Raw genomic sequence first — 14,651 nt, 5'->3', positions numbered from 1 at the left:
GACAGCTAGAAAGATAAATCTAATTATTATCTTTTATTCATTTCCTGAACTAATAACTTGTTGACCATTTGTGGATTTGCTTGCCCTTTTGTTGCTTTCATTAATTGCCCAACAAGGAAACCTATTGCTTTTTGTTTTCCGTTTTTAAAGTCTTCAATGGATTGAGGGTTATTATCTAACACTTCACCAATAATTTTCAGCAATGCACCTTCGTCGGAGATTTGCACTAGCCCCTTCTCTTTCACAATGGCCTCTGCATCGCCGCCGTTTTCAATCAGCTCTTTAAAAACTTGTTTCGCAATCTTACTGGAGATTGTCCCATTTCCAATCAGCTTAATCATGCCGGCAAGGTTTTCTGGAGTAAGCTTTACTTCAGCCAGCTCCTTTTGTTCGGCATTTAAATAAGCAGAGACATCGCCCATTACCCAGTTAGAAGCTAACTTTGGCTCGGCTCCATTTGCCACAGTACCTTCAAAGAAGTCAGCCATTTCCTTCGTAACAGTTAATACTTTTGCATCGTACTCAGGTAGGCCCCATTCTTCCATATAGCGCTTCTGTCTTGCATCTGGCAACTCTGGAATTTCCGCACGGATTCTTGCCTTCCAGTCTTCATCAATATATAAACCTGGTAAATCCGGCTCAGGGAAGTAGCGATAATCATCGGAACCTTCTTTTACACGCATTAACAATGTCGTACTTGTTGCTTCATCAAAGCGGCGTGTTTCCTGATTAATAACACCACCGGAAGAAACAACTTCTCTTTGACGTTGCTCTTCGTATTCTAATCCTTTGCGGACAAAGTTAAAGGAGTTTAAGTTTTTCAGCTCTGTCTTTGTTCCAAATTCCGCTTGTCCTACTGGACGAATGGAAATGTTGGCATCACAGCGCAAAGAACCTTCTTCCATTTTACAGTCAGATACACCAGTGTATTGAATGATGGATTTCAATTTTTCTAAATATGCGTATGCTTCATTTGGTGTACGAATATCTGGCTCAGAAACGATTTCAATTAATGGCGTTCCTTGACGGTTGAAGTCCACTAACGAATATCCTTTCTCATGATTCAATTTTCCAGCATCCTCTTCTAAATGAACCCGAGTAATGCCAATTCTTTTTTTATAGCCATCGACTTCAATTTCAATCCATCCATGTTCACCAATAGGCTTATCAAATTGAGAGATTTGGTAAGCTTTCGGATTGTCGGGATAAAAATAGTTTTTACGGTCAAATTTCGTTTCTGTAGCTATTTCACAATTTAATGCCATAGAAGCTTTCATGCCATATTCTACAGCCTTTTTATTTAAAACAGGCAGTACACCCGGATATCCTAAATCTACTACTGTTGTGTTTGTATTTGGTGCAGCGCCAAAATGGTTAGGACTTGCGGAAAATATTTTTGATTGTGTTTTTAACTCTACATGGACCTCTAGCCCAATGACTGTTTCAAATTCCATTTTTTTCACCCCTTACAGCGTTGGTTTTTGTTTATGATAGTCTGTAGCCTGTTCAAACGCATACGCTACTTTATAAACAGATGCTTCATCAAAGTGTTTTCCGATAATTTGTAAACCAAGCGGTAAACCGTTAGAGAATCCACAAGGAACAGAAATACCTGGAACTCCAGCAAGGTTCACTGGAATCGTTAAAATATCATTTGCATACATTGTTAAAGGATCATCTACCTTTTCTCCCAATTTAAAGGCAGGAGTCGGTGTAGTTGGACCAACAATTACATCATATTTTTCAAAAACATCTTCAAAGTCTTTTTTAATAAGCGTACGTACCTTTTGTGCTTTTTTGTAATAAGCGTCATAGTAGCCAGAGCTTAAAGCAAAAGTACCAAGCATAATTCTACGCTTCACTTCATCTCCAAACCCTTCAGCACGAGAACGCTTATATAGATCGATTAATGTTTCCGCATTATCTGTACGATATCCATAGCGAACTCCATCAAAACGAGATAGGTTTGCTGATGCTTCTGAAGAAGATAGTAAATAGTAAGTTGCCAAGGCATATTTACTATGTGGCAGGGATACTTCTTCCCATGTTGCCCCTAATTTTTCCAATACTTTCAAAGCATCTAGAACTGATTGGCGCACAACTTCGCTGACACCCTCTGCCAGGTACTCTTTCGGCACAGCTATTTTCATGCCCTTAATATCACCAGTAAGCCCCTTTGTAAAATCAGGAACCTCTACATTTGCCGACGTAGAATCCATTGAATCTACTCCAGAAATAGCATTAAGTAAGAAAGCATTATCTTCTACCGTACGTGTAATTGGGCCGATTTGATCCAATGAGGAGGCAAATGCTACTAAGCCAAAACGAGAAATTCTTCCATATGTAGGTTTTAAGCCGACCACTCCGCAAAATGCTGCTGGTTGACGAATAGAACCACCAGTATCTGATCCAAGAGAAAATAATACCTCACCAGCTGCTACAGATGCTGCCGATCCACCTGATGATCCACCAGGAACAGTCTCAAGATTCCAAGGGTTTTTCGTCTTTTGATAATAGGAATTCTCGGTTGAAGAACCCATAGCAAATTCATCCATATTAAGCTTTCCAATTGTTATTGCTCCTGCTGCTTGCAGCTTGTCGATCACAGTAGCATTATAAATCGGCTGGAAATTTTCTAAGATTCTGCTTGAACAGGTTGTTCTTAAATTCTTCGTAACAATATTATCTTTGATACCAATTGGCATTCCAAATAAGCTGCCCGAATATTCCCCGTTCACTAATTTACTATCTAATTCACTAGCTTTGGATAAAGCATTTTCTTCATCTAATGTTAAAAATGCTTGTACTTTCTCATCTACATCTTTTATGCGACTATACGATTCCTTCACTAAATCTGATACAGATATCTCTTTTTTATGTAATAGTTCTTGTAAATCTGTCATTTTTTGATCAAAAAGACTCATGTAGTTTCCCCTCCTTACTCCATAATAGATGGAACTTTAATTTGCCCATCTTGATGATCTGGTGCGTTACGTAAAACTTCCTCCACAGGCAGACCTTTTGTTGGTACATCTTCACGCAACACATTTTTCATATCTAAAACGTGGGAAGTTGGCTCGATTCCCTCTGTGTCTAGCTCATTTAGTTCTTCTGCAAAAGAAATAATAGCATCTAATTGCTTTTGAAAAAGCTCTGCTTCCTCTTCTGTTATTTCAAGTCTAGCAAGATTGGCAACATGTTTTACTTCTTCCTTTGTTATTCTTGACATTATGTATGTCACCTCCATCATTATACGTACAACACAATAATCTGATAATAGCAAACAAATCAATAGGAAAGCAACCGAAAGAAGGAATATATCTTGTCAGAAGGCGATTTCTACAAAAAATAATGTCTTTCCACTACCATAATTGAATTTCCATTAGCTATTCCATCTTTACATTTAAACAGTACCATTTCTCTTATTATACCATCTTGTCTAAGATGATTGTCCCTTCCTTTAGATACAAAAAAAGAAGAGTGGTTTTCTCTTCTTTTTTATGAAGTATTTTCCTCATCAGAGGTAAGGAGTGGCTCATACATCATTAATGCATGGTTTTCTGTAATATACTCTTCTTCCAATAATACTCCTCTCCTGTTATACTTTTTTCGGTAAATTTGGTTATGGCGGATATAACCTCCGAAATAAGCGGGGGTAATCTGATGTGCCTTTTCATATACATCATAATTGTATAAACTAGGCGATGCTCCTCTCCATTCTCCTATCAAATGAGAGTCCGTCACTTTCAGGTATAGTTGAAAAGGGGTATCTGTTTCATTCTTGATTTGCAGGTCTAAATAATTGTAGGAACAGGTTGCCCCACTTCCGAACGGCTGCGTCCTGTTAGAATCTGGAAAAACATCATAACTATGCCGATGTCTTTCCACTACGGTTAACGGCGTATGCAAGGTCATCCAATAAATAAGATTAGACAACTGACATAGTCCCCCGCCAACGCCCGTCCGATAACTTCCTGCAAAAAGAACCATGCCATCAACGTAACCTTTTTTATATGTCGGCCGTCCAATTGTTCTCCAATAGGAAAAGGTTTCTCCTGGTTCAAGTACAATCTGATTTATTTTGGAAACAGCGATTTTTAAATTAACAATTTTATTATATTGCAGCTTCATATCTACATCTTTTAGTTCTCTTAAAAGCATTGTTTTATGGGTAAAATAAGAATGGGGTAATAAAACGGTCTGTTTTTTCTTCGCATATCGTTTTCTTGCTAGTATCCATTGAACATATCTTTTGGTTGTATAATATTTCTTTCCGACATAAAGACGAAAGGCTGATCTTTTTTTTGGTCTTAACGCTGTGATATCCATGTACACTCTCCATTTTTTCCCTTTTTCTGTTTTATTTCGCTAATTACTTATAAACTCCTTCTTTTTCAGGCTATTCTCTGCAAATAGATAGGAAAAGGAAGCAAAATCCGCTACAATAGTTTATATTTAGAAGAAGACTAAAAAGCTAGGTGACCAAAAATGAATAAATTAGATGCATTAAAATTAGAAAATCAACTTTGTTTTCTTTTATATGCAAGTTCTCGTGAATTGACGAAAAAATATAAACCATTGTTGGAAGAACTCGATGTAACGTATCCACAGTACTTAGTACTTTTACTACTTTGGGAGCATAAAAGCCTTAGTGTAAAGGAAATGGGACATCATTTATATCTTGATTCGGGTACATTAACACCGATGCTAAAAAGAATGGAACAGCAACAGCTGCTAGAACGCAAACGTTCCCTTGAAGATGAACGCTCAGTACTAATTACATTAACGGAAAAAGGTGCTTCTTTACAACAAAAAGCTGAGTGTATTCCAACAGAGATCCTAAAACTTTTCGGAAAATCGAGCAAGGAAATCAATGATTTAAAGCAATCCCTTCAATTGCTTTTGGAAAATTTAACGAAACAACATAAGGAAATATAAAAAGAGAGAAGGAGGAATTTCAACTTCCTTCTTCTCTCTTTTACAAAAACATTAAGCTGTAACAACTTCTAATTGTACCTCGATATTACCTCTTGTTGCTTTTGAGTACGGGCAGAAATTATGAGCTTTGTGTACTAAATTCTCTAATACTGTCTTTTCAATTCCAGTTCCTTTTACAGATAACTTAACACTTAGTTTAAATCCTTGATCTGTTTCATCCTTTAATAAGCTGACACTAGCTGTTGTTTCAGATTCAAAATTAACTTTTTCTCTCTGTGCCATTAATTGTAGCGCACCATCAAAACATGCTGCATATCCTGCTGCAAATAATTGCTCTGGATTTGTTGCGTCTTCCAATTCCTTCGCTCTTTGTGTACCTGGCATAGCTGTATCAAATTGAATAACATAATCTTCAGATTCTACTCTTCCTTCTCTTCCTCCAGTTGCTGTAACAGACGTTGTAAGAATTGTATCGCTCATGATTCATTCCTCCAATAATATATTTTCATTACAATTATATTGTACACAATATAATTGCGCAAAACAAACATTTTTTACTTTCTTTCTTTTTTATTTACCTATTTCAAGAGAAGTAAACATGCCTGTAATGTTCATCCATAATAAAAAGCCCAAAAAGATTTTCTTTTTGGGCCATTCCCTTATTTGCTAAACCATTTTCCAATCGTCGTAAGCAATCCCTTTTTCTGATCTGCTTTTGAAGATTTCCCTGTAACTAAATCTGTTTTTTGCTCCCCGATATATATATCTTCTTTATTAATCGCATGATCATAAGCAATTAATAAACCAATATCACTGTCTGCCTCTTTGTTGGTTACAATCGTGTATTCCATATGTGCTTCGTTAGCTTCCTTGATATACTTCGATAAGTACGAATAGTCTAGATGACCATTTAAATATAGCTTCGCACCGGGATTCTGTTTCATTGCATCTAATATTTCCTTATAGGGGGCTGGTTCCATTACTTGTGATTGCTTTAATGCAATCACCACTCTTTCTCTTAGGGTACTGAGAAATTTTCTTCGTTCTTCTGGCTTTGTTTCCTTCGCCCCATACATCCCCTTTTGCATATATTCATCTAAGTTAGGGTTTGATGACATACTCACAACTCCTTTAAATAGATTCCTCTTTCCATACTATACTCTAATCTGCTAGTAAAAAACCTTGTACCTTTTTGAACTTTTTTTGTCATCATACAAAAAAGGAGAGACAAGCATCATTCATTCCACTTTTTTAAGGGAAGCATGATGCTTAACACTCTCCATCATTATTGATAAATATGAATATACGGCTCTTCTGCATCTACATCACGAACAATTAATGCTTCTGGGCCATAAACAGATGTAATGCTAACCTGTACAGAAGAAGAATTATTTGGAGGGAAATGCTCCATCACCTTTCCTGCGACAAATTGTGTGAAGCCGAGCGCTTCTGCTTCTCCATAAAATTGAATCGGAATCTCGATACTTAAATTCTGCATTTTATCATTCACATAGAAAGCTCTTCCGACCACACCATTAAAGTTAGGAAAATATTTCTCGATATCTTGCTTGAAATAAGAAAATGCATCTACTTCTGATTTATATTTTGTATCAGAGCTTGGGAATAATACATATTTTTCATTAATACTTTCCCAATCACCAATACTATTACTATTTCCTGCTATCTTTGCGTAAGCGAAGAAGTTTCCAGGTACAACTGAAGAGCTTTCCTTTTGTTCAAAAAGAGAGATAATAATCGGAACCTGCCCAAGGCCTTCTACTCCTCTTATTCTTTTGACTACTTCTGCTGCAATTTTCTTTCCTTCTTTTTCAAGCTTTGTTCGATCAATTTTAAGCTCTTTGGCTGCTCCATTTTCTTCATAGGTGTATACAGAATTCATTGCTAAACCAATGGAAATCCCACCAAGCTTTAAGCTCTTATCATCCGTTTTCACCAAATAATCATGCTCCAGTATATGAGCTAAATAAACAGGTACTTTACCCTTATCCTTGCCAGATGGGTTTAGCCCATCAGGATTCTTTTCTGATTCTCTCCCTAGCCAGTTGGAAATTGTATCTTTATCTAAATACTGACCTTCTTGAAAAAAATATTCTTCAGGATCATAGGCATTTTGTGCGATTCTCATTAGGCCTGTTTCAAATTCAGCAATGTCATAACGTGTATTTAAATTATTTACAACTAATCCTCTTGCTTCTGAAGGCTTAAATGGGACCACTACCTTATAATAATCATCAGAGATTTTATAGTTCGGCAGAATAGCCGTTTCCGTCGTATTACTATCTACATCCTCTGTCTTTACTTTTTCTTCTTTATTAAAGTTTGGTGCACAAGCTGATAGAACCAATACTAGTACCAACACCATCATTACGTGTTTCTTCATTCGTTAAACACACCTTTATTCTTCAATTCTTCCATAAGTCTTTCCTCATCCCAAACTTCAATGCCTAGCTGTTCCGCTTTTGTTAGTTTGCTTCCTGCATCTTCCCCTGCAATTACTAAATCTGTTTTCTTTGAAACACTTCCTGTTATTTTACCACCTAATAATTCAATTTGTTCTTTTGCTTCATTACGAGAAAGCTGCTCGAGCTTTCCTGTTAATACAATTGTTTTGCCAGCAAAGGCTGAATCAGTCTCTTCCACTGCTACTGGTAATGGACCGGTATATTCCATATTAACGCCATACGTTTTAAGCTCGGTAATTAATTCGATTACTTCTTCTTGTTCGAAAAAAGTAACAATCGAATCAGCCATTTTTTCACCAATTTCGTTAATAGCTGTTAAATCCTCTTTAGCAGCTTCCATAAGCTGGTCCATTGTTTTAAATTCCATCGCAATTGTTTTGGCTGCCTTGGCTCCTACATGTCGAATTCCTAAACCAAATAATAGCCTTTCAAGGGAGTTTTGCTTTGATGCTTCAATTGCTTCTAATAAATTATGAACAGATTTTTCGCCCATTCTTTCTAATTGTATTAATTGGTCGAATTGTAAAGTGTATAAATCAGCCACATCTTCGATTAGTTTTTCGGAAAATAATTGGCTGATTACTCGCTCACCAAGTCCGTCTATATTCATTGCATTCCGAGAAACAAAATGAATCAAGCCTTCCCTAATTTGTGCTGGGCATTTTGGATTAATACATCGTAATGCCACTTCCCCTTCGATACGAACAAGTTCACTCTCGCATTCAGGACAATGAGTTGGCATCAGAAATTCTGCTTCTTCACCAGTTCTTTTTTCTACTAAAACATTTACTACTTCTGGAATAATGTCTCCAGCCTTTTTTATTACAACCATATCGCCAAGCTTAATATCTTTTTCTCTTATTAAGTCCTCATTATGCAAGGAAGCTCTTTTAACTGTTGTACCCGCAACCTTCACTGGTTCAAGTACTGCAGTAGGTGTAATCACACCTGTTCTCCCAACATTTAGTTCGATGCTTAGAAGCTTTGTCATTACTTCTTCAGCTGGAAACTTATACGCTATCGCCCATCTCGGACTTTTTACGGTTGTTCCAAGCTGTTCTTGATGTGCTAAATTGTCTACCTTTATCACAATACCATCTATTTCGTATGGCAAGTGAGGACGTTTTTCCTGCCAGCCTTCAATATATTGTAAAACATCCTCGATAGTTGCACATCTTTTTCTTTCTTTATTCGTCTTAAAGCCAAGCCTGTCTAATAAATCAAGGCCATCGCTATGGGATTGAATACCAGTCTGTCCAGCATCTCCAATCGCATAGAGAAAAATATCCAAGTTTCGAGAAGCCGCAATGCGAGGATCTAATTGGCGTAAGGAGCCTGCTGCAGCATTCCGTGGATTCGCTAATGGCTCTTCTCCATTTTCATCCTTCGCTTTATTCAGTGCCTCAAACGACTTTTTCGGCATAAATGCTTCACCGCGAACTTCTAAACTCACCGCCTGATTTAATCGGAGCGGAATAGAGCGAATTGTTTTGAGATTCGCTGTAATATCCTCTCCAGTGGTCCCATCTCCTCGTGTGGCTCCTTGCTCAAATAAACCATTCTCATATCGAAGAGAAACAGCAAGCCCATCTATCTTTAATTCACAAACATATGAAAAGTCATCACCGATAACTGCACGAACCTTCCGATCAAAATCACGTAAATCAGCTTCATTAAATGCGTTCCCTAAGCTCAGCATCGGCTTTTGATGCTGAACCTTTGAGAACATATCCAATACTTCTCCTCCGATTCTCTGGGATGGAGAATCATTAGTTTTTAAGCTGGGGAATTTTTCCTCCAACTGGATTAATTCATTTAATAATGCGTCATATTCCGAATCAGGAACAGAAGGATTATCCAGAACATAATATTCATATCCATATTGATTTAATAAATTATGCAGCTCTTTTACTCGCTTCTCTGCAAGGTTTTGTTCCATATATCCTTTTCCTTTCCTTATCCTTTTTGAATCGGTGCAAATTTAGCCAATAATCGTTTAATTCCTACTGGGCTCGGAAAAGCAATATCTAATTCTTTCGAATCGCCTTCGCCTTTTACACTTACAACTGTACCAGTGCCCCATTTTCCATGGACCGCTTTATCGCCTATGCTCCATCCGATTCCTTCACCACCTGTTGCAACTGCCGCAGGACGAATAACAGCCTTTCTCGTTGGCTGTTGTTGTGTATAAGAGCTTCGACTACTATTGTGAGGAGAAGCCATTCTTTGCCTATTTGAAACTGGATTTAATCCTTCTAGTAAATCTTCTGGAATTTCTTTTACAAAACGAGAAGGTGGATTCATATTGGTACGTCCAAATAATGTTCTCATCTGTGCATTTGTTAAATATAATTGCTTTTCAGCTCTCGTAATGCCTACATATGCAAGGCGACGCTCTTCCTCCATTTCCGTTTCTTCCATTAATGAACGGGAATGAGGGAATACACCTTCTTCCAGACCAATTAAGAAAACAATCGGGAATTCCAAACCTTTTGCAGAATGCAAGGTCATTAAGACAACCGAATCCGCTTGATTTCCGTCATCATCTAACTTATCAATATCAGCAACCAATGCTAAATCTGTTAAAAAGGCAATTAACGATTTATCATCATTAGCTTCCTCAAAGTTCTTCGATACGGACATAAATTCTTCAATGTTTTCTAATCTACTTTGAGCCTCAATCGACTTTTCTGCCTTTAGCATATCTACATAACCAGATTTATCAATAACTTCTTCGACAAGTTCTGTTACAGATAAATATTCCTGCATTCTTGTATAATTTTGAATCAAATCGCGGAATTCACTGGCAGCTTTTGTAATCTTTGGACTTAAACCAATTAATTCAACAGCTTCTAATGCTTGATACATAGACATATCATGCATTGCTGCGAAATTGGCTATCTTATCAACAGAACTAGAGCCAATTCCACGTTTTGGAACATTAATCACCCGTTGGAAACTAATATCATCATCCGGATTAGCGATTAAGCGAAGATAAGCAAGCGTATCCTTAATTTCCTTTCGATCATAGAACTTTATACCTCCAACAATCGAATATTCAATATTGGCTTTAAGAAGCATTTCCTCCATGACACGAGATTGTGCATTTGTTCGATACAGAATAGCTATATCTGATAAATTTAGAGAGCTTTCTCTTCTTAATTCTTGAATCTTTCCAATAACAAATTGTGCTTCCCCTTGTTCGCTATCCGCTCGGTAATAGTAAATTTTGCTTCCATCTTCATTTTCTGTCCATAAGTTTTTATCTTTACGACTAGAGTTATTAGCAATGACCTGGTTTGCAGCCTGTAGAATTCTTTTGGTGGAACGATAGTTTTGTTCCAGCATTACTACTTTTGCATTTGGATAATCCTTTTCAAAAGAAAGGATATTTGAAATATCTGCACCACGCCATGCATAAATAGACTGATCAGAATCACCAACTACACATAAATTGCGGAATCGACTTGCTAGAAGCTTGACTAGCATGTATTGCGATCTATTCGTATCCTGGTACTCATCCACATGAATATACTGAAATTTACGTTGATAGTATTCCAAAACTTCCGGTACTCTTTGAAATAAATTAATGGTCTGCATAATTAGATCATCGAAATCTAATGCTTGGTTCTTTCGTAAACGTCTTTGATATTCTGTATATACATCACTAACTATTTGTGAGAAGTAGTCGCCAGCAGTCTTCGCAAATTCCTCTGGAGTTACAAGTTCATTTTTGGAAGAACTAATACTTGCTAGAATAGCACGGGGATCATATTTCTTCGGATCGATATTACGGTCTTTTAAAATACCTTTAATAACGGATTGTTGATCAGTTGTATCCAAAATTGTAAAATTACGGTTGTATCCAATTCGATCAATATCTTTTCTTAAAATTCGTACACACATAGAGTGAAAAGTTGATATCCATATTTCTTCGCTTGCTCCGCCTAAAACAGCTGCTATCCTCTGACGCATTTCCTTCGCTGCTTTATTGGTAAACGTAATTGCTAAGATATTGTATGGATTGACTCCCTTTTCCACCATAAGATAAGCAATTCTTTGTGTTAAAACTCGGGTTTTACCACTTCCTGCCCCGGCCATTATTAAAAGAGGACCATCTGTTGCTTTTACTGCTTCCTTTTGCTCAGGATTTAATCCATTTAAAATTTTATCTGTTAAAAATTGCATCTTTTCACCACCATAAGAACATATATTCTATTTTAACCTAGCTTTATTGTTTATTCAATGCTTGCTCTTTTTCATTTCAACTGTGTTTAATGCGGCTGATAGGTCTTTATAAATAACGTTTCCGACTACAATGACATCAGCATATCTTCCCATTTCCTCTGCCTGTTCTACTGTCTCAATTCCTCCACCGTAAAACAGGACCGTCTCGTTCAATTGACTTTTAGCCGCTTTTACAAACGAAGGGTCTCCATAACTCCCGCTGTATTCCATATAAAAAATAGGCAAATGAAACATCTTCTCTGCCATTAAAGCATAGGCTGCAATATCTTCTTCTGATAAATTTGTTTTTGCACTCGTTAATTTCGCAGCTTTACAATCTTCGTTTAAAACACAATAGCCTTGAATGAGAAATTCATCCCAATCCATTAGTTCTCCGTATTCCTTCACTGCTTCATGATGAAGACCAGTTATCCATTTTGTATCACTGCTATTTAAAACAGTAGGAATAAAATATAAATCAAATCCGGGTGAAACCGAATCTATTGTTGACACTTCTAATATACAAGGAACTGTATAGCGACGGACACGAGCCATGAGATTCAATACATTATCTAACGTAATCCCATCTGTTCCACCAATGATGATTGCATCTGTACCAGATTCGCATAAACTTTCTAATGCTTCATCTGAAATTTCCTTATTTGGGTCTAATTTAAATACATGACGCCATTCGCGCACATCATACATGCAAACTTCCTCCATTCTAACCATTACATCATTTCATTATAGCATTAGATATTCCATCAAAAAAGAAATCCTACCGTATAATTTCTTGTAAATTTTTCTTAGTGACAAGAAAAGCGCAGGGCACCCGGTTAGGAGCGTGTGGAATGGAGTGACCTTTCCTGAGATATAGGAAACACGGTGAACGTCAGTGAACCGATGTTGACTTATCGTAGGGAAAGGGCGCGAAGCCCAGCAGCTCCTGGGTGCCCGAAGCTAGACAATTAGAAAAGCGCAGGCGCCTTGCTTACCGCTGTACAAACTGGAGGGGCATCGACTGAAATATAGGAAACACGGCGAACGTCAGTGAACCGATGTTGACTTATCGTAGGGAAAGGGCGCGAAGCCCAGCAGCTCCTGGGTGCCCGAAGCTAGACAATTAGAAAAGCGCAGGCGCCTTGCTTACCGCCGTACAAACTGGAGGGGCATCGACTGAGATATAGGAAACACGGCGAACATCAGTGAACCGATGTTGACTTATCGTAGGGAGGTGTCCTGAAGTTTGCTAGGCGGTAGGCGCCGGAGCTAGACATTCAAGAAAAGCGCAGGGCACCCGGTTAGAATTTATAGTACTTTTACTATTGGACGAAATCGGCAAAGCAATTGTTTCATGATTCACAAAGCAAGTAAGAAAGTTTATTCTTTCAAAATAAAAAAGGGGTTGTCCGAAAAGAGAAAATCGTTAGACTTCATCTTTTTTGGGACACCCCTTTATCCTATTCTTCCGTTTCGGTCTGTTCGTCTTTCTTAATTCGTGATAATGCTAATTCATACGCGTCGTTACCATAATTTAAGCATCGTTTTACACGAGATATAGTTGCGGTACTTGCACCTGTTTCTTTTTCAATTGTATGATAAGTATTGCCCTCTCGAAGCATCCTTGCAACTTCTAACCGCTGCGACAGTGATTGAATTTCATTCACTGTGCATAAATCATCAAAAAACTGATAGCATTCTTCTAAACTCTCTAGGGAGAGAATGGACTCAAATAATTGATCCAACTCTCTTCCTCTTAATTTATCTATTTGCATAGGAACCTCCATTTTTTCCTTAATGAATTACTCCATGGATTAAAAAACTATTTAATCATTTTTTCAACGTAACAGCACTCTTTAGGCCTGGGGTAGAAGGAATAATATTTATCCATGTCTTTCCTGGTACGAGTCCAACTTGTTTATCTTCTTTAAATGGGAGAATTCGCCCGTTTATATTTTTCCAATTTACTTCCTGCCATCTTCCATGCTGTAACAAATATGCATTGCCGCCAGATAGTAAATCAATGTCTTTCCTTCCTTTATTATCAACAACCTTATGACTGGTTTCAATAATAAAAACATTATCTACCGCAACAGATACCTTAGTCTCATTATCTATTGTTTGTTCTCCATCTGAAAAACGAATATATTTCTGGACATCCTGATCATATAAAAACTGTGAATTATAGTTTGGATTTTCCCCATAATTAATGCTAATCGAACTTGACTCTTCTCCCTCGATTTCCTCTAACCCCTTTGTATTTAAAAATAACAAAGGTTCTGGTGCCCCCTTAAGTGAATAATTCTTTGCATTTGCCCCCTTCTCAATATTAGCAAAGCTTATGTAAGAATTATGAGGTGCAACTCGGTCAGGGGACCTTTTAAAGAGGGTGCCATCATACTCCATCCCATTTAAATTATCAATATAACCGTTTGTAAGTAGTTTTTTTGCTTCTGGACTATATCCATGAGCAATATATAAACTATTATAACCCTTTGCTAGCTCGATATAATAGTCTCGGGAACTACGGACAGGGCCAATAAGCTTAGGGTTTGAACTTTGAAAAATCGCTAGAAATCGGGTAACTTCTCCTTCTGCTAATACTTCATACACAATATCTGCTTCTGTCAGTCCTGTTTGAGGTCTCGCTTTAGGATGATTATTAATCATAACAGAAACTGCACGATTCGTACTTTCTGTGTTACTTGGCAGCCCAGATAGTGGATACAAAGTGGAAAGATCTGTTATCCCCTCTTCATCCTTCGCTCCATTGCTGGTCTGATTACCATTATGTTTTCCTACATCTTTCGGTTCACTATTGCAGGCTGTTAAGATAAAAAGCAGAATTAGAGAAACAATCCACCTTTTTTTCATAGTCCCCTCCTATTTTGTTATCGGTGCAATGGGAATGTTTGTGACTATATAACTACTCTGCTTATAAGAGAATAGAACTTTATCCACTAAATATATCAGAATATTCTAATTAAACAACAGGACTCTTTT

Annotated in this window: 13 protein-coding genes; 1 reads left to right on the top strand and 12 read right to left on the bottom strand. The window is 37.3% G+C overall.

All coding sequences use genetic code 11. From position 1 onward, the window contains the following. Nucleotides 1-26: 26 nt before the first annotated feature. From gatB to MHH96_RS08530, 4 genes are all read right to left on the bottom strand, one after another. Nucleotides 27-1,454, bottom strand: a complete 1,428-nt coding sequence (gatB, locus tag MHH96_RS08545) for an Asp-tRNA(Asn)/Glu-tRNA(Gln) amidotransferase subunit GatB (protein WP_047944996.1) — start codon at nt 1,452-1,454, stop codon at nt 27-29. A 12-nt stretch (nt 1,455-1,466) separates the two neighbouring features. Further along, nucleotides 1,467-2,924, bottom strand: a complete 1,458-nt coding sequence (gatA, locus tag MHH96_RS08540; RefSeq protein ID WP_047944997.1) for an Asp-tRNA(Asn)/Glu-tRNA(Gln) amidotransferase subunit GatA — start codon at nt 2,922-2,924, stop codon at nt 1,467-1,469. Nucleotides 2,925-2,938: 14 nt separating this feature from the next. Next, the gene (gatC, locus tag MHH96_RS08535; protein WP_047944998.1) at nt 2,939-3,229 is read right to left on the bottom strand and encodes an Asp-tRNA(Asn)/Glu-tRNA(Gln) amidotransferase subunit GatC; all 291 of its coding nucleotides are present in this window, start codon (nt 3,227-3,229) and stop codon (nt 2,939-2,941) included. 269 nt (nt 3,230-3,498) lie between these two features. Continuing rightward, nucleotides 3,499-4,329 carry a VanW family protein gene (locus MHH96_RS08530; RefSeq protein ID WP_047944999.1) on the bottom strand — a complete coding sequence of 277 codons (831 nt, stop codon included), beginning with the start codon at nt 4,327-4,329 and terminating at the stop codon, nt 3,499-3,501. 159 nt (nt 4,330-4,488) lie between these two features. Between MHH96_RS08530 and MHH96_RS08525 the strand changes: the two genes are divergently transcribed. Further along, entirely contained in the window at nt 4,489-4,938 is a 450-nt protein-coding gene (locus MHH96_RS08525) for a MarR family winged helix-turn-helix transcriptional regulator (protein WP_047945000.1), read from the top strand. A gap of 51 nt (nt 4,939-4,989) precedes the next feature. On the opposite strand, the gene MHH96_RS08520 is transcribed toward MHH96_RS08525, so the two are convergent. The 8 genes from MHH96_RS08520 to MHH96_RS08485 all read right to left on the bottom strand — a co-directional run bounded on the left by MHH96_RS08520 (nt 4,990) and on the right by MHH96_RS08485 (nt 14,522). Then, the gene (locus MHH96_RS08520; RefSeq protein WP_047945001.1) at nt 4,990-5,418 is read right to left on the bottom strand and encodes an organic hydroperoxide resistance protein; all 429 of its coding nucleotides are present in this window, start codon (nt 5,416-5,418) and stop codon (nt 4,990-4,992) included. A gap of 179 nt (nt 5,419-5,597) precedes the next feature. After that, nucleotides 5,598-6,056 carry a YueI family protein gene (locus tag MHH96_RS08515; protein WP_047945002.1) on the bottom strand — a complete coding sequence of 153 codons (459 nt, stop codon included), beginning with the start codon at nt 6,054-6,056 and terminating at the stop codon, nt 5,598-5,600. A 167-nt stretch (nt 6,057-6,223) separates the two neighbouring features. Continuing rightward, a complete protein-coding gene (locus MHH96_RS08510; RefSeq protein WP_047944696.1) occupies nt 6,224-7,339 on the bottom strand; it encodes a CamS family sex pheromone protein in 1,116 nt (371 codons plus the stop codon). Then, entirely contained in the window at nt 7,336-9,360 is a 2,025-nt protein-coding gene (ligA, locus tag MHH96_RS08505) for an NAD-dependent DNA ligase LigA (protein ID WP_341117085.1), read from the bottom strand. The genes MHH96_RS08510 and ligA overlap by 4 nt, the downstream gene beginning before the upstream one ends. A gap of 17 nt (nt 9,361-9,377) precedes the next feature. Continuing rightward, nucleotides 9,378-11,609, bottom strand: a complete 2,232-nt coding sequence (pcrA, locus tag MHH96_RS08500; protein ID WP_061801320.1) for a DNA helicase PcrA — start codon at nt 11,607-11,609, stop codon at nt 9,378-9,380. Between the two features lie 54 nt (nt 11,610-11,663). Further along, nucleotides 11,664-12,356 (bottom strand): heptaprenylglyceryl phosphate synthase, encoded by a 693-nt coding sequence (locus MHH96_RS08495; protein ID WP_047944699.1) that lies wholly within the window; start codon nt 12,354-12,356, stop codon nt 11,664-11,666. 752 nt (nt 12,357-13,108) lie between these two features. Further along, on the bottom strand, nt 13,109-13,423 hold the full coding sequence (locus MHH96_RS08490; protein WP_047944701.1) for a YerC/YecD family TrpR-related protein: 315 nt from the start codon (nt 13,421-13,423) through the stop codon (nt 13,109-13,111). Between the two features lie 55 nt (nt 13,424-13,478). Then, nucleotides 13,479-14,522, bottom strand: coding sequence for a DUF3048 domain-containing protein (locus MHH96_RS08485; protein WP_047944703.1), 1,044 nt, complete (start codon nt 14,520-14,522; stop codon nt 13,479-13,481). Between the last annotated feature and the right edge of the window lie 129 nt (nt 14,523-14,651).

This window comes from Niallia sp. FSL K6-0212 (assembly GCF_038007605.1).
Classification (GTDB): domain Bacteria; phylum Bacillota; class Bacilli; order Bacillales; family Cytobacillaceae; genus Niallia; species Niallia circulans.
Note: the sequence above shows the minus strand (reverse complement) of the source record. Positions and strands in the feature narration are given on the sequence as shown.